The organism is Candidatus Anoxymicrobium japonicum, assembly GCA_002843005.1.
GTDB lineage: Bacteria > Actinomycetota > Geothermincolia > Fen-727 > Anoxymicrobiaceae > Anoxymicrobium > Anoxymicrobium japonicum.
The window spans coordinates 26,099-44,535 of sequence record PHEX01000014.1 but is presented as its reverse complement, the minus strand read 5'-3'; the positions used below and the strand labels follow the sequence as shown (position 1 = coordinate 44,535).

The window sequence follows — 18,437 nt, the reverse complement described above, 5'->3', positions numbered from 1 at the left end:
AAGGGGCATTGTACCCCTGCTTTCCGGAGCGCGGTCAAAGGCGGGAAACACTAACAATTACTTGAAGGATTTTGTCGGGAATGTTCAGAAACAATCCGATACGGGCACAAGACTCCACCTGCGCACGGTTACTCGAACATAGCTCGAAACATGTGCCCGATTGCTGTCGGTGTTGGAACTCCCGCCGCCCGTGAATTGACCTGCGCTACTAATGCAAGAAACGCCTGTGTCTGGCTTCCGTCGAACAGGTGGCGTTGTCAAGTTTCCCTTCTAACTACCTTTTCGATCTCTCTGAGCTGGTCACCGTTGGAGTGCAAGACACTCTCTTTTCTCATCAGCGCGAGAGCCTCCCTGGTGAATCCGGCCTTCGATATCAACCACGCTCGCTCTGCCCTGATTTTTCTTGCCCGCTCAAGGAGTCTCCTGACCTCGGTTTCTCCTGCAGTGGATCTCCGCCACTTGAGCTCGCATGCCCAGATGTGCTTGCCCTGGCCAACAGCCTCCAGTTCCTCTCCGTTCTCATCTATAAACGGTTCGACTTTGTCGAACTTTGGCAGCACGATATCCTCACCTGCTCCAAGAAGCTCTCCGGCTATCAACTGGCCGTCGAAGAGCCCGAGCACCTCTCGTAGCACGCTCTCCTTTGCTGTTCCCAGCTCGTCAGACAGCGCCTTTAGGGCCTCGCGATGTTGGTCGAGTGACATCCAAACGTCCGCCCTCGTAGGAGTTGTGCTCCAAGCAATTCCCGTGCGCAGGTTGGCCAGCCAATACTTGAACAGAGGATCTCTGAAGGAAAACAGGTCTCTTTCGCGCTCCAGTATGTCAAAGCGACACAGCTCCAGCAGGTAGTTTCTCGTTGCCTGCGGGGTCTTATGCGCCAACCGCGCTATTTCGGTGGCGGTCATGCCCTGGTTCTCCTCGGCCATGAGCTGTAGCAACGCCTTCAGATTGCCCGAGCCTCGAGCGCGATCGAGTGATATTTCCATAAGGTAGTAGCAGAAATCGAATATCCTACCCCAATCCGCCAGAACCTCTTCCAGGAAGGCATGGTCGACACCGTCCTCCTCGTCAAACCCCTCTTCCTTAATGAGGCCCGCCGTTTTCTGCGCAATTGCTGTTATATAGAACGGATTGCCACCGCTGTAATCACATATCTTCCCCGCGGCCCTAGCGCCAAGTCCAGGCGCCAGTTTGCCGATTAACTCCAGGGAATCCACCTTGTCGAACGGGCCAAGCCTTTCCCGGGCGAACATTCCAAACAGCGGACTCGCATGGGATTGCAGCGCGTCCTCGAGAATGGTTATTTCGGAGCCTGCGATAACATAACCCACCATGTTCTGGCGCTCCAGGGTTGCCTTCAACAACCTTCGGGGATCCCCGATGCCTTTGTAGCGCCTGAGGTTCATAAGGTATTGAAACTCGTCAATAAATAGCATGATCGCCTCGCCGAGTTCTTCGGCAAGTTCTTGAGGGAAGCCCAGGGCAAGCTCGTAAAGAAGTGCCTGGTCATGGTCGGCCTTTCGTAGCTCGGTCAGGATGCGCCCGGCTACCTCCCTGAACGCCTTTGATTCACCCAACTCTGTGCTGAGTGCGTTCTCGAGGCGCAGAAAATCTCTAGGTCGCCTCTTGGCCCCCCCTATGATCTGTCCCGCTATAGTGCCCACGTACACCTGAGAGAACGTCTCTGGATTCGAGACCGCCCGCTCGAAATCGACGATGGCAAGGCCCTTCCTACCAGCAGTGCGCTTGCTTTCGACGAACCGGTCAAAGAGAATCGATTTGCCAATTCTACGCAATCCCAAAAACGCGATTCTCGCAGGCTTACCGTCCAGCGTGGCTTCGTAGGCCGACTCCAGTCTTGTCAGTTCAAGGCGTCTGTTGGTGAACTGCTCCCGCGAATAATAACCGTTCATTTCGCTCCTTACACTCATACGGGCGTACACTCAAATGAATGTACACACAATTGAGATTATAGAATAGGCTTCTCCGGGCGTCAACTATCCGCATTGCCGCATAATAAAAGTATCCCAAATGGGTACCTGCGCGCGACTCTACTTTCATGTAATGTACGTAGCGGACTGGGCAAATCAACATCGAGTGGGATATGCGAGAGATCTGCGAAAGCGCTATAGAGGCCGTCTTTTTCGACGTCGGGAACACGCTCCTCGAGCCGTACCCGTCGATCGAGGCGGTTTGCCGTGAGGTCATGGCGGAATTCGGGCACTACCCCTCGGACGAAAATCTCCGATGCGGCATTGTTGCCGCCAGCGAGTACTACGAGCGCCGCTACTGGAGCGACGACTCGTTCTGGGCGAACGAGAAGGACGCCTCCGAGATGTGGTCTGAGCTTTACGCGCTCATGCTTGACGAGATTGGAGTGGACGGCCACCGCCAACTGGTCGGCCGCGCGATCTACGACTACTTCGGGGACGGGGATCGCTGGCGCCCGTACCCCGATGTCGTGCCCGTTTTTGAGCGGTTGAAGGCGAAGGGATTACGCCTTGCGCTGATATCCAACTGGGACTCGCGTCTCGCGAAACTGTGCTTTGACATGGGACTCGATCGCTACCTGGACGCCGTGCTCTCTTCCGCCAGCATCGGTCTCGTCAAGCCGAACCCGCGCATCTACCAGGCAGCATGCGAGCGTCTGGACGTCGAGCCCGGCCGCGCGGTGCACGTCGGTGACCAGTACTATGCGGACGTCCTGGGCGCGCGCAGCGTGGGAATACATCCTGTGTTGATTGACAGGTTCGGATCCGGAAACACGGCGGATGTGCCTGTGATAGAAGATCTGTACGGATTGCTCGATCTGTTAACCGATTAGAATCTGTGGTAGTGGTAGTAGTGGATTCCTTGTAGAAGTACTGTGTCATGTGTGGGTTTATTTTGCCTACTAATTTCGCATAAAGCCGGCGCGCTTTTCCCACGCATTGTTCTGAGTAAAAATGGCACCCGTTTTTACAAAAATGCGCAAAACCAATAGAATGTGTGAAAGCGTTCCCCGCCAGGATCGTGCGTTTCGGGGGGAACAATGATTATTTTATCGAAAATTTGAATAGGGAATACAGAGGATCATGAGCGTGGGAAAGACGATTTCCGAGAAGATACTGTCGAATCATTCGGGAGTTGACGCGCGCGCGGGCGACATAGTCGTCGCCGAGCTTGATTTTGTCATGGCGCAAGACGGAACCGCGCCTCTGGCGATCCGTTCTTTTGAGGGGATGGGCAGTGATAGGGTCGCGATGGAAGGCCGCGCCGCCTTTTGCATAGATCACAGCGCCCCGAGCCCGTTGCGCGCGGTTTCGCAACTGCACGCGCTGATGCGCGAGTTCGCGGACAAATACGGCCTCGAGCTCAATGACGTTGGAGAGGGCGTGTGTCACCAGGTCATGCTGGAGAAAGGGCATGCGCGGCCGGGCAGCCTCGTCATCGGAGCGGATTCTCACACGTGCACCTATGGAGCGGTCAACGCGTTCGCGACGGGGGTAGGCTCGACCGACATGGCCGCGGGATTGCTGTCAGGTTCTTTGTGGTTCAGGGTGCCCGAGACGATGAAGGTGACGGTAACCGGATCTTTGCCAGGTGGAGTTTACTCCAAAGACATCGCGCTGATGATGGTGGGGGACATAACCGCTGACGGCGCGACTTACATGGCGCTGGAGGTCGGAGGGCCGGCGATATCGTCCTTGAGCCTCGACGGCAGGTTCACGATAAGCAATCTTGCCGTAGAGATGGGCGCCAAGGCCGGATTGATGGAGGCTGACGACAGGACGCGCGAGTTTTTTCATGGCAGGACGAGCGAGGAGCTCAAGCCGGTATCGCCCGACGCGGACGCGGTGTACGCGAAGGAGAAGGAGTACGACGTGTCCGCCCTGGCGCCGCAGGTGGCGCGGCCTCACGCGGTGGACAACGTTTGCCGTATTGAAGAGGTTGAGGGCGTCCCTGTAGCGCAGGGACTCATAGGAACGTGCACAAACGGCAGGCTCGAGGACTTACGCGTGGCCGCCGCTATTGTAAAAGGCAGGAAGGTCGCGTGCGGAGTGCGGATGATAGTGGCGCCGGCTTCACGCGAGGTTATGCTCGATGCGTTGAGGGAAGGCGTGATCGAGACGTTCACCGAGGCGGGCGCGTCCGTGATGCCCCCTGGCTGCGCGTCATGTGTGGGTACGCATCAGGGAATACCGGGGGATGGCGAGAACGTCATATCGACCGCCAACAGGAACTTCCTGGGGCGAATGGGAAATCCAGAGGCGTTTATCTACCTGGCGTCGCCGGCGACGGTTGCCGCGAGCTGCCTCGAGGGCAAGATAACGGATCCGAGGAAGGTCGTTTAATATGAAAGGCGCGGCGCACAGGTTTTCAGACGACATCAATACCGACTACATCATATCTGGTCGTTATAAGTTCAAGACACTCGACATGAACGAGCTGGCGCGCCACGTGATGGAAGATCTCGACCCAGGGTTCGCCGCGCGCTTGAAGAAAGGCGATTTTCTCGTCGCGGGAAAGAACTTTGGCTGTGGCTCTTCGAGAGAGCAGGCGCCGCAGGCGTTGAAGTGCGCGGGAGTAGCCGCCGTGCTGGCGGAATCGTTCGCGCGTATCTTCTTTCGCAATTCGATAAACAACGGCCTGCCGGCCCTGGTCTGCGATACTTCAGGAATAGAGGATGGAGACGCGATCGACGTGGATATGGATCGCGGTGTTATTCTGAACATGACCAAAGGGATTGAGGTCGAATTGCGTCCCATGCCGCGTGTCATGCTTGACATTCTGGCCGAAGGCGGACTGGCCGAGTATATGCTGAAGCACGGCCGACTCGCCCTCTAGCAGGCGCGATGCGCGACGGCGCAGCGGTAGACGGAAAGGTAGACGGTGCCTGACCCCTGGCTTGATTGCGGTAGACGGAAAGGTAGACGGTGCCTGACCCCTGGCGTGGTGGGGGATTTTCTGAAAGAAAGGGCGATATGTCGAAGAGAGTAATTACGCTTATTCCCGGAGATGGCGTGGGCCCATCGCTGGTTGACGCCGCGTTGTGTGTGCTTGACGCCGCGGGCGCCGAGATCGAATGGGACCGGCGGGAGGCGGGCGCCGACGTGATGGACAGGTACGGCACGCCCCTCCCCGCGGAGGTTCTGGACAACATCCGTGAGAACCGCGTCGCGTACAAAGGTCCGATAACGACACCGGTCGGCAGTGGATTCCGCAGCGTGAACGTCGCCTTGCGCAAGGAACTCGATCTCTACGCGTGCGTTCGCCCGGCGTTTTACATTCCCGGCGTCAAGACGCCGTACACCGACATCGATCTCGTGGTGGTGCGCGAGAATATGGAGGATCTCTACGCGGGCATAGAACATATGGTGACGCCGGACGTCGCGGAATCCATCAAGGTGATAACCCGGCAAGGTTCCGAGCGGATTATAAGGTTCGCTTTCGAGTACTGCCGCAAGAACGCTCGCAAGTTGCTCACCATCGTTCACAAGGCGAACATCATGAAGATGACCGATGGACTGTTTCTTGATGTTGGCAGAAAGATGGCGCCGGAGTACCCCGACATAAAGTTCGAGGAGCGCATCGTTGACAACATGTGCATGCAGCTCGTGCAGAAACCGCATCTGTACGACGTGATGGTCATGGAGAACCTCTACGGAGATATCCTGAGCGATCTGTGCGCCGGGCTCATCGGGGGGCTCGGGATAGCGCCGAGCTCCAACGTGGGGGACTTCGACCTGGCCGTGTTCGAGCCCGCGCACGGCAGCGCTCCCAAGTACGTTGGACTTGACAAGGTGGATCCGACCGCGCAGATACTTTCCGGCTATCTCATGCTCAAGCACATAGGGCAGGAGGAAGCCGCCCGGCGTGTGCTGGCGGGAGTCGAAAAAGTTATCGGCGAGGGAAAGATTGTGACGTATGATATCGGTGGAGACGCAAAGACAAGTGAGATGGCCCGGGCGATCGCGACGGCCATAGAAGCGATGTAGGCGCCCGGCGGCGGGAGCAGGTGAAGAAAATGCGTAGCGACATAATCAAAAACGGTCGTGAGAAAGCGGGACATCGCGCCCTTCTGCGCGCCCTGGGGCTCAGCGATGAAGAGATTGCGCGGCCTCTCATCGGGGTCGCGGGTTCCGCGAATCAGCTCGTCCCGGGGCACATGCGCCTCGATGAAGTGAACAACGCGGTTGCGGACGGCATAAGGCTTGCCGGCGGCACTCCAATGCTTTTCAACACCATCGGTGTATGCGACGGGCTCGCGATGGGGCACGATGGAATGAAGTTCTCCCTGCCCTCCCGCGAGATCATCTCGTACTCAGTCGAGATAATGGTGAGGGCGCACGCGTTGGACGGCGTGGTCATCGTCCCGAACTGCGACAAGGTCGTGCCTGGAATGCTCATGGCCGTTGCCAGGATGGGGGTGCCGGCGGCGATGGTTTCCGGCGGCCCGATGCTCGCGGGCAGGCTCGATGATCTGGATCTCGACCTCATAAGTGTAATGGAGGCGGCCGCATCGGGCGACATCAGCGATGAAAAGCTCGCCCTGTACGAGAGGCGCGCCTGCCCCGGGCCGGGCTGCTGCTCCGGCCTTTTCACCGCGAACAGCATGAACTGCCTGTCAGAGGCGCTGGGGATGTCGCTACCCGGCAACGGCACCATACCGGCTGTTTATGCCGACAGGTTGAGGATAGCGACCTCGACCGGAGAGGCGCTGATGGGCCTGGTTCTCGAGGACGTCACACCGGACAGGATAATGACCGGCCAGGCGTTTAAGAACGCCCTTGCGCTGGACATGGCGATCGGCGGCTCCACTAACTCGCTACTCCATCTGCCGGCGATAGCGCGCGAGATAGGCATAGCCCTCGATCTCGATGATGTGGACGCGATATGCGCTAAGACGCCCAACCTGTGCAGGATATCCCCGTCAGGTGGCAGCAAGTACCACATGGAGGATCTGCACATGGCGGGCGGCGTCCCGGCGGTTCTGGGCGAGCTGGACGCTGTTGGCGTTGTGGATCTCGATGTTCTGACGGTTACGGGAAAGACTTTGCGAGAGAATGTGAACGGCCGAAGGAGCTTGAACAGTGAGGTCATCCGTTCCGCGAGCAATCCGTATTCGTCCCGCGGCGGGCTCGCGGTGTTGCGTGGCAACCTGGCGCCCGACGGCGCGGTTGTCAAGGAAGCCGCGGTCGGCGAGAAGATGCGAAAGCACACGGGGCCCTCGCGGGTGTTTGACTCCGAGGATGAGGGAATCGCGCAAATTCGCGGCGGGAGCATCAAGCCCGGTGACGTGGTAGTCATACGATATGAGGGTCCCCGGGGCGGCCCCGGCATGCGCGAAATGCTTCTTCCAACCGCGACTATCGCGGGCATGGGGCTGGACGACGACGTACTGCTAATTACAGACGGCCGTTTCTCTGGAGGCACAAGAGGCGGCGCGATAGGCCACGTTTCACCTGAAGCGGCGTCCGGTGGCCCGATAGCCCTGATCAAAGATGGCGACATGATTGCTGTGGATATCGAGGCGCGGACTCTCGACGCGCTGGTGCCGGATGACGAGATGGCCCGCAGGCGCGACGCCTTCACGCCACCCGCGCCAAAGGCATCCTCCGGCGTGCTTGCGGTCTACGCCGCGATGGTCGGCAGCGCCTCGAGCGGCGCGCTCATGTCTCCTGGCGACATAGCGCCCGAGCGGAGGTGCCCGCGGTGAAGATGACAGGCGCGCAGGCTCTTATTCGGAGCCTCGAGAAAGAAGGGGTTGAAGTCATCTTCGGTTACCCCGGTGGAGCGATCATGCCCGTTTATGACGTTCTGTTTGACTCTCGCATCAGGCATATCCTCACAAGGCACGAGCAGGGGGCCGCGCACGCCGCGGACGGTTACGCGCGCTCGACAGGCAAGGTCGGCGTCTGCATCTCCACGAGCGGCCCGGGAGCGACCAACCTGGTGACAGGCATTGCCACCGCCAACATGGACTCCGTGCCGATGGTGGCGATTACCGGCCAGGTCGCCAGCCACGTCATAGGCACTGACGCTTTTCAGGAGGCGGACACCACCGGCATAACGTTGCCGGTTGTCAAGCATAATTACCTGGTGACTCACCCTGCGGACATTGCGCACATAGTCCAGGAGGCTTTCCTCATAGCGTCCACGGGGCGGCCCGGCGCGGTCGTGATAGATTTTCCGTCGGACATCGCGCGCGCGCAGGTTGATTTCAAGCACGCCGAGAAGCGCGTGAGCCTTCCTGGATACAAACCGACCACAAAAGGGCATTCACGCCAGATAAAGGAGGCCGCGGGGCTTCTCCTGGCCGCGAAGAGGCCTGTCATATACGCAGGCGGTGGCGTAATAACCTCGGGCGCGTCAGAGGAACTGCGCCGGTTGGCGCGGCTTTTAGAGATTCCTGTCACGACGACTCTCATGGCCAAGGGCGCTTATCCCGAGACGGACAGGCTCTCGCTCGGGATGCTGGGAATGCACGGAACGTCGTACGCGAACTTCGTTATGATGGAGACGGATTTGATCATCGCCGTTGGCGCCCGGTTCGACGACCGGATAACAGGAAAACTTGACTCATTCGCTCCACGCGCCAGAGTGATTCACATCGACATAGACCCGGCGGAGATCGGGAAGAATGTGCCGGTCACGTTGCCGATAGTTGGGGACGCGAAATCTGTCTTAAAGGAGCTGGTCGAACTTGTCAGGCAGAAAGTCGAGACGTCCGGCAAACGCGATTTGACGGCGTGGCATCGGCGGATAATGGCGTGGAAGAAAGAGTACCCGCTCACCGTGCCTCCTGGCGACGTTCTGCGCCCGCAGTTCGTGGTGAATGAAATATATCGCCTGACAAAAGGCAAGGCCACTGTGGTTACCGACGTGGGCCAGCACCAGATGTGGGCCGCGCAGCTTTACAAGTGCAAAACGCCGCGTCAGTTTTTGTCGTCGGGAGGGCTGGGCACGATGGGGTTCGGGCTTCCCGCGTCTATCGGCGCGAAGATCGGATGCCCGGACGCGCAGGTCGTGAATATCACCGGTGACGGCTCGTTTCAGATGAACTCGCAGGAGATGGCGACGGCGGTTCTCAATAAAGTGGCGGTAACGATAGCGGTTATCGACAACGGTTACCTGGGAATGGTCAGGCAGTGGCAGGAGCTTTTCTTCAACAAGCGTTACGCGTCCACGAACTTGCGCCGCGGCGAGTCGCCTGATTTTGTGAAGCTTGCCGAAGCGTACGGCGCGAAGGGGATTCGCGTCACCAGGCAGGATGAGGTTGAGCCGGCGCTCAAAGAATCCTTCAAGGAGAAGAAGGCGCCGGTGCTCATCGATTTTGTGGTGGAGCAGGAGGAGAACGTTTTTCCGATGGTGGCGCCTGGAGCATCGCTCGACGACATGATTGGGGGTTAGCGGTAAATGAAGCATACCCTTTCGGTGCTGGTTGAGAACAAGTCTGGTGTGCTCGCGCGCATCGCGGGGTTGTTCGCGCGCAGGGGGTTCAACATTGACAGCCTGTCCGTGGGTGTGACGGACAGCCCTGATGTTAGCCGTATGACAGTAGTCGTGGATGTCGAGGAACACTCGCTCGAGCAGGTGTACAAGCAACTGAACAAGCTCATCAACGTAATCGAGGTGATAGACCTGCGGGAGGACAACAGCGTTCAGCGGGAGATGATTCTTGTAAAAGTCAAAACCGGCACGAGCGCGCGCGCCGAAATAATCGAGATAGTGGAGATATTTCGGGGAAAGATAATTAATGTCGGGAAAGGGACGCTCAGCATAGAGGTTACAGGGACTTCATCGAAGCTTCGCGCTTTCGAGGATCTCTTGATGCCGTACGGCATAGTCGAACTGGCCAGAACCGGGACCATCGCGCTCCCGAGAGGATAGAAACGCATAATGGGGTCAAACCAAATTATGCGTTTTCAACGGATGATTAGAGCACAGGAGGAAAAAACGCATAATTTGGTTTGACCCCATTATGCGTTACACAGGAAAGAAAAAAGGAGATGCAAATGGCGAAAATGTACTACGAGAGCGATGCGAACCTTGATGTGTTGAAGGGCCTGAAGATTGGGGTGATCGGTTACGGGAGTCAGGGCCACGCGCAATCCCTGAACCTCAAAGATAGCGGAATGGACGTAGTGGTAGGCTTGCGCGAGGGCGACCCAGGCGTTGAGGAGGCGAAGGCCGCCGGCCTCGCGGTAGCGCTCGTCGAACAGGCCGCCGCGGACGCCGACATAATCGTGATGCTCATTCCCGACGACCAGCAGGCGCAGGTCTATCGTGACTGCATCAGGCCGGGTCTCAAAAGCGGGAACGCGCTCTTCTTCGCTCACGGCTTCAACATCCACTATCACCAGATACTCCCGCCCGCGGACGTTGACGTCATCATGGTCGCGCCCAAGGGTCCCGGCCCCATGGTGCGCCAGGTCTTCGTTGACGGAGGTGGCGTTCCGGCGCTGATAGCGGTCGAGCAGGACTTCACGGGCAACGCGCGCGAACTGGGCCTCGCATACGCGCTTGGTATCGGCGCCGCCAGGGCGGGCGTACTCGAGACCACGTTCAAGGAGGAGACCGAGACCGATTTGTTCGGCGAGCAGGCCGTCCTCTGCGGAGGCACATCCGAGCTCATCAAAGCAGGGTTCGACACGCTGGTCGCGGCCGGTTACCAGCCCGAGGTCGCGTACTTCGAGTGCCTCCACGAGCTCAAGTTGATTGTGGACCTCATCCACCGCCACGGCATCAGCGGGATGCGCGCCAGGGTGAGCGACACGGCCGAGTACGGCGACGTCACGCGCGGCCCGAGGGTCATCAGCCCTGAGGTTCGCTCAGAGATGAAAAAGATGCTGGAAGAGATACAGAGCGGCAGGTTCGCTACCGAGTGGATCCTCGAGAATCAGGCCAACTGCGCCTCGTTCGCCACGATGCGCAAAGTCGAAGCGGCGCACCCGATCGAGGAGCTGGGCCGGAAGTTACGTTCCATGATGAGCTGGCTCAACGAATAAATTCCCCCCTGACAAGGGGGGCCAGGTGGATTCCCCCCTGACAAGGGGGGCCAGGGGGGTTTATCCCCGGTCTCTCCCCCCTGGTAAGCGAGGGGATCTTTTGAGGAGGCGTTGTTGAAAAAGGATTACATATTCACGCCGGGCCCGACGCCTCTGCCACTCGCCGTTGGGCTTGCTCAGGTGGGCATGATACACCACCGATCCGCTGAGTTCGGGGAGTTGCTGGCGCGGGTGCTGGACGGGCTAAAGTACGTATTTCAGACCGAGAACGAAGTGCTTCTGTTCACGTCGAGCGGGACAGGGGCCATGGAAGGCGCGATCGCCAACTGCTTCTCGCCGGGGGACAGGGTGCTGGCGTTCGCCGGCGGTAAGTTCGGCGAAAGGCTTGTCGAGATTGCCTGCGCGTTTGGCCTTGATGTCGTGGTCGTCGAGTACGAGTGGGGTGACTGCGCGGATCCCGGAGAGCTCGAACGCGCGCTTGCCGCCAACCCCGACGCCAGAGGCGTGATGCTCACACAGAGCGAGACGTCAACAGGTGTAGTCAACGACGTGGAAGCGTTCGGGAGAATCGTCGCGAAGACCGACGCGCTTTTCCTGGTGGACGCCATCAGCGGGCTCGGCGCGGTCGACCTCAAGACGGACGAGTGGGGCGTGGACCTTTGCGTCAGTGGCTCGCAGAAGGCGTTGATGACGCCGCCCGGACTCGCGTTTGTGGCTGTCAGCGACAGGGCCTGGAAAGCCGTTGACGCCGCCAGGTGTCCTTCGTACTATTTCTCTTTTGCAGCGGCGCGCGACTCGCAGAAGAAGACGCCGCCGCAGACGCCGTACACGCCGGCCATCACGCTGGTGCAGGCGCTGGATGCGGCGATTGCGATGATAAAGGAAGAAGGGCGTCCCGCGACGTATGCGAGACACGAGAGGTTTGCTCGCGCTACACAAGCCGCCGTCGAGGCGTTGGGCCTGCGTTTCGTGGCGAACGATCGCTCAAGGGCGTTTGTCGCCACCTCAGTGTGGGCGCCGGACGGCATCTCCGCAGGAGACATAACCAGTCTCATGCGCAATGAGTTCGGAGTCTTCATAGCGGGTGGGCAGGGCAAGCTCAAGGGAAAAATATTCAGGCTTGGCCACGTCGGATTTTTCGATCAGTTTGACATCATTACCCAGATAGCGGCGCTCGAGTTAGCGCTCGAGAAGCTGGGACACCCGGTAGAGGTCGGCCGCGGCGTGGCCGCGGCGTTAAAGCTATTATAGGGGTCAGGCACCGTCTACCGCAACGAGTTTGGCATTAGCTACGGACATGAGTTCGATGACTGGAGAGATAGATGGGCAAGAATTCCAGGTTGAAGGTTTTGGTCGCGGAGAAGATATCCACTGAGGGCGTGGACAAGCTAAAAGAGCGGTTTGACGTCGACGTTTTTGAAGGCATGTCGCGCGACGAGTTCCTGGCGAAGATCGGCGATTATGACGGGCTGATCGTCCGTAGTGGCACTCAGGTGGACGCCGAGGCGATCGAGAAAGCTCACAATCTCAAGATGATAGGCCGTGCCGGCATAGGAGTGGACAACATCGCGGTTGACGCGGCGACCAGGAGGGGCATCATGGTCGCGAACGTCCCGGAGAGCAACATCATCTCAGCGGCGGAACATACGATGGCGATGCTGATGGCGACCGCGCGCAATATCCCGGCGGCATGCGCGTCGCTTGCCAGGGGGGAGTGGAAGCGCTCCGCATACCAGGGAGTCGAACTTTACGGGAAGACATTGGGCATCATCGGCATAGGGCGAATCGGCGCGCTTGTCGCGGAGAGGGCTTCGGGGTTTGGCATGAAGCTTATCGGGTACGACCCATTCATCTCAAGCCAGAAGGCAAAGATTTATAACATCGACATGAAGTCCACCATTGACGAGGTTCTCGTCGATGCCGATTTCATTACACTTCATGTGCCAAAGAACAAGGACACGTTCCACCTTCTCTCAGAGAAGCAGTTCGATATCGTCAAGAATGGAGCGCGTATCGTGAACGTGTCGCGCGGCGGCATCGTCGACGAGGCCGCGCTCGCGAACGCCATCAAGGATGGCAAGGTGGCTGGAGCGGCTATAGACGTATTCGAGTGTGAGCCTCCCGAGGAAGGGAACCCGCTGTGCGGGATGCCTGAAGTCGTCGTGACCCCACACCTTGGAGCGAGCACCAGAGAGGCGCAGTACAAGGCAGGGGTGGCGATAGCCGACCAGGTGGCAGCGGGACTCACCGGCGGTTTTGTCAGCGGCGCGGTAAACATCGCGATGCCGCGAATGGATGTTGTGGAGACATTGCGGCCTTTCATGCCCCTTTGCGAGAAGCTTGGCCGCCTGTTTGTGAACTTTACACGCGGCGCCATACACGAGATAGAGTTTGAGACGCTGGGTGACATCAGCGAACACGACACCTCGCTGTTGTCGATCGCTTTCCTCAAAGGTTTTTTTGAGAACATCTCCTCAGACGCGGTGACGTACGTGAACGCGCCTGTCCTGGCCATGGAGAGAGGCATCACCGTCAAAGAGAGCAAGAGCAGGCGATCGCGTGATTTTGTGAACCGCATACAGGTTACCGCCATCCAGCAAGACTCGACAGTCACGGCCGGCGCGACACTTATCGGGGTCAACCAGGAGATGTTCGTCAATGTGCTCGATTACGACATAGCGATTGTTCCGAGCGAGTACATGGCGTTCGTGGTGTTCGAGGATCGCCCGGGCATGATTGGCAAAGTGGGCACAGTCCTCGGCGCTCGGAAGATAAACATAAGCGGTCTCCAGGTCGGCCGCAAAGCGATTGACGGGAAAGCCGGGATGGGACTGAATCTCGATGTGCCGCTAACGGGCGAGATGATCACGGAGCTGGAGTCGCAGGACGGCGTTGATGCCGTGTGGTTTCTGTCTCTTTGACAAATAAAAACGCGCTTAACTTTTGGGGGTCAGGTCTTTTTTCTTAAGTTGGCACACGTTATCTGGACTGAATGCCAGCAACTTAAAAAAAGACCTGACCTCCAAAAGTTAAGTGGCGACTTAACAGGAGGATTGGTTCGGGGTGGAAGACAGGATCGCTATTTTTGATACAACTTTGCGTGATGGCGAACAGTCGCCGGGCATCAGTTTGGGTGCGCGCGAGAAGCTGGAGATAGCCGAGCAACTGCAGCGCCTGGGAGTAGATATCATTGAGGCGGGATTCCCCGCGACGAGCCAGGGGGACTTCAACTCTGTCAGGCGGATAGCGTCGAAGATCGAATCGTCTGTCGTATGCGCGCTCGCGCGCGCGAAAGCTGACGATATCGACAGGGCCTGGGATACGGTTCGCGCCGCCGCCAGGCCGCGCATCCACACGTTTATCAGCACGTCCGACATTCACCTCGAGCATCAGCTTCACATGACGCGCGGCCAGGTGCTGGACGCGGCGAGGTCGGCCGTGGCTCACGCGCGGTCACATTGTCAGGATGTCGAGTTCTCGCCAATGGACGCGACACGCAGTGAGCCGGCGTACCTGTATGAGGTGCTCCAGGCCGCGATAGAAGAAGGCGCCACCGTCCTGAATATCCCTGACACCGTGGGTTACTCTATTCCTGGCGAGTTCGAAGAGCTGGTGAGAGGCATAATCGAGAATGTGCCGGGGATCGAGGGTGTGACCATCAGTGTGCACTGTCACAACGACCTCGGGCTGGCTGTGGCGAATTCGCTTGCCGCCTGCGAGGCGGGCGCGAGACAGGTAGAGTGCGCGGTGAACGGGCTCGGGGAGCGCGCCGGCAACGCGAGCCTCGAGGAGATCGTGATGGCTCTCAAGGTCAGGCACGATCGGCTTCCCCTGACCACAGGCATCAACTCCACGGAGATAAGCAAGACAAGCAGATTGGTGAGCCTGTTTACCGGTTATCCCGTTCAGCCAAATAAAGCCATCGTGGGGAAGAACGCTTTTGCGCACGAGTCCGGCATTCACCAGGACGGCGTTCTCAAGGAGCCCACGACCTACGAGATAATGGACGCGGTGAGCGTGGGGCTCGTAGAGAGCGACATCGTCTTAGGAAAGCACTCGGGGAGACACGCGCTTTCAGAACAGCTCGAGCGCCTTGGTTACTACCTCAGCGAGAAAGAGCTCAACCAGGCGTTCGCGCGTTTCAAGGAACTGGCCGACAAGAAGAGCTCGCTTTCAGGAGAGGATATCGAGGCGGTCGCCCTCGAGTACATGAGAACCGAGGGGCAGGAGTGGAAGCTCACCGCTTATGAGGTTCACAGCGGCGGCAAAGAAGCGCCACCGAGCGCCACCGTCACGCTGGAAAGTGAGGGTGTACACGTCACCGAGAGGGCGATCGGCGATGGAATGATTGACGCTATGTGCAAGGCGATACGGGAAGCGCTTGGCATAGACGCTAAGTTGCATTCGTTTGCGGTAGAGGCTATAACAGGCGGGTTGGACGCCCTGGGTGACGTGACGGTGCAGCTCGACATTGGCGAAAGGCGGGTCGTGGGCCGTGGATTGTCTACTGACGTCGTCGAGGCCAGCGCCCGCGCGTACTTGAACGCGGTCAACAAGGTGATCAGAAAAAAGGTTGAGCGATGAGTCAGACAAGAAATATCCTCGCGCGCCGCGCCGGGCGTGATTCTCTCGAGCCGCATGAGTTCATCGAGATTTCTGTGGATATTGTTCTGGCGAACGACGTGACCGCTCCACTGGCGATAGAGCAGTTCGGCAGGCTCGCTCGCGAGTCGGTGTTTGACACTGACAAGGTTGTCCTGGTGCTGGACCACTTCACCCCGAACCGCGACATCGCGTCGGCCGACCAGTGCGCGTACGTCAGACGGTTTGCGTCCGAACAGGGCCTGTCACATTTCTACGATGGCGGCAACGTGGGGATCGAGCACGTTCTCCTTCCCGAGGAGGGGTTGATCGAGCCCGGTGCGGTTGTCATTGGCGCGGACAGTCACACCTGCACGTACGGCGCTCTCGGATGCTTCTCGAGTGGCATGGGTTCCACGGACATAGCGGCGGCTATGGCGACGGGGAAAACGTGGTTCAAGGTTCCGGAGGCGATACTTGTCAGGCTTTCCGGAAAGCCGGGCCGCTGGGTCGGTGGCAAGGATCTCATTATCTATCTCATCGGACTCATTGGCGTGGACGGCGCGACTTACAGGTCTATTGAGTTTGACGGCCCCGGGGTGGAAAGCATAAGCGTGGAAGGCCGGCTGACCGTCGCGAACATGGTCATCGAGGCGGGCGCGAAAAACGGGATATTCCCGATCGACTCAAAGGCCGCCACGTACCTGAAAGACGTCGGGGTGAATGCGCCCGAGAGCGGCATCGAGCCGGACGGGCACGGGTACGTCGACGAGATCGACATCAACCTTGGCGAGCTCGAGCCGCAGGTCGCGCTGCCATCGCTTCCGGGCAACGCCGTGCCCGTCACGAGCGCCCCACACGTGAAACTGGATCAGGTGGTTATCGGCTCTTGCACGAACGGCAGGATTGAGGATCTCAGGCTGGCGGCCGAAGTGCTTCGCGGAAAGAAGTGCGCGAAAGGTGTCAGGCTAATCATCATTCCGGGAAGCCCGCGCGTTTACCGCCGCTCAATGGAAGAGGGTCTTTTCGATATTTTCTTAGACGCGGGAGCGGTGATATCTCCCCCGACGTGCGGGCCTTGCCTGGGCGGTCACATGGGCGTGCTTGCTGCGGGCGAAAAAGCGGTCTCTACGACAAACAGGAACTTTAAAGGCAGGATGGGACATCGCACAAGCGAGGTGTACCTGTCAAATCCCGCCGTTGCCGCGGCTTCGGCGGTGACCGGCGCCATAACAGACCCAGGGGAGATAGCATGATGGCCTCTCGCGAGACGCTAAAAGGCAAGGCTCACAAGTTTGGCGATAACGTGAACACCGACCTCATACTTCCCGCGACATACCTGATTTCAAATGACCCTGTCGAACTTGGCAGGCACCTGATGGAGGGACACGACCCCGAGTTCGTGAATCGGGTTGAGCCGGGTGATATCATCGTGGGTGGCGAGAACTTCGGCTCGGGATCGTCCAGGGAGCATGCTCCGCTGGCGATCAAAGGTGGAGGAATGTCGTGCGTCATTGCCGGGTCGTATGCGCGCATTTTCTATCGCAACGCGATAAACGTAGGATTGCCGTTGATTGAAGCGCCCGAAGCGGTCGTGGCGATCGATGATGGCGACCAGTTGAAAGTGGATCTCGACGCGGGCAGGATTGACGATTTGACGAAAGGGGAGACGTTCACGATCGCGAAATATCCTGAGTTTATGCAACGCATTATGGACGCCGGCGGGCTCATCGAATACGTCAGGAAACAATCATAGCGCCGGCATCACCGGCGGGAGGGGCAACTGGAGAGGCATGCACAAAATAGCGGTTATACCTGGTGACGGCACCGGTCCGGAGGTCTCGCGCGAGGGTCTGAAAGTCCTGGAGGCGGCAGCCGAGGTGTCTGGCTTCGATTTCGAGACCAGGGATTTCGATTACGGTGGAGACAGGTACCTGGCGACAGGCGAAACGCTCACCGCCGACGCGATCGAGGAACTCAAAGGTTTCAAGGCGATACTCCTTGGCGCGGTAGGGCATCCGGACGTCAGGCCGGGCATCCTCGAGCACGGCATCCTGCTGAGGCTACGTTTCGACTTCGACCAGTACATCAACCTTCGCCCTGTGAAGCTGTATCCGGGGGTTGATTGTCCGTTGAAAGACAAGGGGCCCGAGGACATCGACATGGTTATCATTCGTGAGAATACCGAGGGCCTCTACGTGGGGTCGGGCGGCTTCACCCGCAAGGGCACTCCGCACGAGATAGCGGTTCAGGAGTCTGTGAACACTCGCAGGGGCGTCGAGCGTTGCGTCCGGTTCGCGTTTGAGACATGTGCGCGGCGCGGAAAAGACAACAAAGTCACGCTTTGCGGCAAGACCAACGTGCTTACTTACGCGCAGGATCTCTGGGAGAGGACGTTCAACGATGTCGCGCTCGAGTACCCCGGCATCACCACCAACTACGCGCACGTAGACGCGACCTGCATGTGGATGGTGAAGAACCCGGAGTGGTTCGACGTGATAGTGACAGACAACATGTTCGGGGACATCATCACCGACCTGGGCGCCATGATACAGGGAGGGATGGGCATCGCCGCCGGCGGCAACCTGAACCCGGACGGTGTTTCGATGTTCGAGCCCATAGGCGGTTCAGCGCCCAAATACACCGGCAAGAACGTGATAAACCCGCTCGCGGCGATCGCGGCCGTGCAGATGATGCTTGATTTCCTGGGGGAGAAGAAGGCGGCCGCCCGCATCGAGAACGCGATCATCCGGTCTTTGAGCGCGGGTGATATAAAGAGCCTGTCGGCTGGAAAGATGGGCATGGGAACGCGCGAGGTGGGCGACCTTATCGTCAGGTATGTCCGGGAGGGGAGTTGAGAGTGGC

15 protein-coding genes are annotated in these 18,437 nt (G+C 58.8%); 14 read left to right on the top strand and 1 reads right to left on the bottom strand.

Annotated elements, in window-relative coordinates; translation table 11 throughout:
* Positions 1 to 257 precede the first annotated feature (257 nt).
* Entirely contained in the window at positions 258 to 1,913 is a 1,656-nt protein-coding gene (locus CVT63_02575; protein ID PKQ28503.1) for a hypothetical protein, read from the bottom strand.
* A 191-nt stretch (positions 1,914 to 2,104) separates the two neighbouring features.
* Here CVT63_02575 and CVT63_02570 point away from each other — a divergent pair, with 191 nt between their 5' ends.
* The 14 genes from CVT63_02570 to CVT63_02505 all read left to right on the top strand — a co-directional run bounded on the left by CVT63_02570 (position 2,105) and on the right by CVT63_02505 (position 18,430).
* Complete coding sequence (locus CVT63_02570; protein PKQ28502.1) at positions 2,105 to 2,824, top strand: hypothetical protein; 720 nt, start codon at positions 2,105 to 2,107, stop codon at positions 2,822 to 2,824.
* A 256-nt stretch (positions 2,825 to 3,080) separates the two neighbouring features.
* Entirely contained in the window at positions 3,081 to 4,334 is a 1,254-nt protein-coding gene (locus CVT63_02565) for a 3-isopropylmalate dehydratase large subunit (protein PKQ28512.1), read from the top strand.
* Position 4,335: 1 nt separating this feature from the next.
* Positions 4,336 to 4,827 carry a 3-isopropylmalate dehydratase gene (locus CVT63_02560; GenBank protein PKQ28501.1) on the top strand — a complete coding sequence of 164 codons (492 nt, stop codon included), beginning with the start codon at positions 4,336 to 4,338 and terminating at the stop codon, positions 4,825 to 4,827.
* Between the two features lie 137 nt (positions 4,828 to 4,964).
* Positions 4,965 to 5,978 carry an isocitrate dehydrogenase gene (locus tag CVT63_02555; protein ID PKQ28500.1) on the top strand — a complete coding sequence of 338 codons (1,014 nt, stop codon included), beginning with the start codon at positions 4,965 to 4,967 and terminating at the stop codon, positions 5,976 to 5,978.
* Positions 5,979 to 6,007: 29 nt separating this feature from the next.
* Positions 6,008 to 7,699 carry a dihydroxy-acid dehydratase gene (gene ilvD / locus CVT63_02550; protein ID PKQ28499.1) on the top strand — a complete coding sequence of 564 codons (1,692 nt, stop codon included), beginning with the start codon at positions 6,008 to 6,010 and terminating at the stop codon, positions 7,697 to 7,699.
* A 2-nt stretch (positions 7,700 to 7,701) separates the two neighbouring features.
* Positions 7,702 to 9,393 (top strand): acetolactate synthase, large subunit, biosynthetic type, encoded by a 1,692-nt coding sequence (ilvB, locus tag CVT63_02545; GenBank protein PKQ28511.1) that lies wholly within the window; start codon positions 7,702 to 7,704, stop codon positions 9,391 to 9,393.
* A gap of 6 nt (positions 9,394 to 9,399) precedes the next feature.
* Positions 9,400 to 9,873 (top strand): acetolactate synthase small subunit, encoded by a 474-nt coding sequence (locus tag CVT63_02540; GenBank protein PKQ28498.1) that lies wholly within the window; start codon positions 9,400 to 9,402, stop codon positions 9,871 to 9,873.
* 125 nt (positions 9,874 to 9,998) lie between these two features.
* Entirely contained in the window at positions 9,999 to 10,991 is a 993-nt protein-coding gene (locus tag CVT63_02535; protein PKQ28497.1) for a ketol-acid reductoisomerase, read from the top strand.
* A 186-nt stretch (positions 10,992 to 11,177) separates the two neighbouring features.
* Positions 11,178 to 12,242, top strand: a complete 1,065-nt coding sequence (locus tag CVT63_02530; GenBank protein ID PKQ28510.1) for an aminotransferase — start codon at positions 11,178 to 11,180, stop codon at positions 12,240 to 12,242.
* 71 nt (positions 12,243 to 12,313) lie between these two features.
* Positions 12,314 to 13,912: a phosphoglycerate dehydrogenase gene (locus CVT63_02525; GenBank protein PKQ28496.1), complete on the top strand. Its 1,599-nt coding sequence runs from the start codon at positions 12,314 to 12,316 to the stop codon at positions 13,910 to 13,912.
* 142 nt (positions 13,913 to 14,054) lie between these two features.
* Complete coding sequence (locus CVT63_02520) at positions 14,055 to 15,575, top strand: 2-isopropylmalate synthase (protein ID PKQ28495.1); 1,521 nt, start codon at positions 14,055 to 14,057, stop codon at positions 15,573 to 15,575.
* Positions 15,572 to 16,828 (top strand): 3-isopropylmalate dehydratase large subunit, encoded by a 1,257-nt coding sequence (gene leuC, locus CVT63_02515; protein PKQ28494.1) that lies wholly within the window; start codon positions 15,572 to 15,574, stop codon positions 16,826 to 16,828. Before CVT63_02520 ends, leuC begins: the two co-directional genes overlap by 4 nt.
* Positions 16,828 to 17,328, top strand: a complete 501-nt coding sequence (leuD, locus tag CVT63_02510; GenBank protein PKQ28509.1) for a 3-isopropylmalate dehydratase small subunit — start codon at positions 16,828 to 16,830, stop codon at positions 17,326 to 17,328. Before leuC ends, leuD begins: the two co-directional genes overlap by 1 nt.
* A gap of 37 nt (positions 17,329 to 17,365) precedes the next feature.
* Positions 17,366 to 18,430, top strand: a complete 1,065-nt coding sequence (locus CVT63_02505) for a 3-isopropylmalate dehydrogenase (GenBank protein ID PKQ28493.1) — start codon at positions 17,366 to 17,368, stop codon at positions 18,428 to 18,430.
* Positions 18,431 to 18,437: the final 7 nt, after the last annotated feature.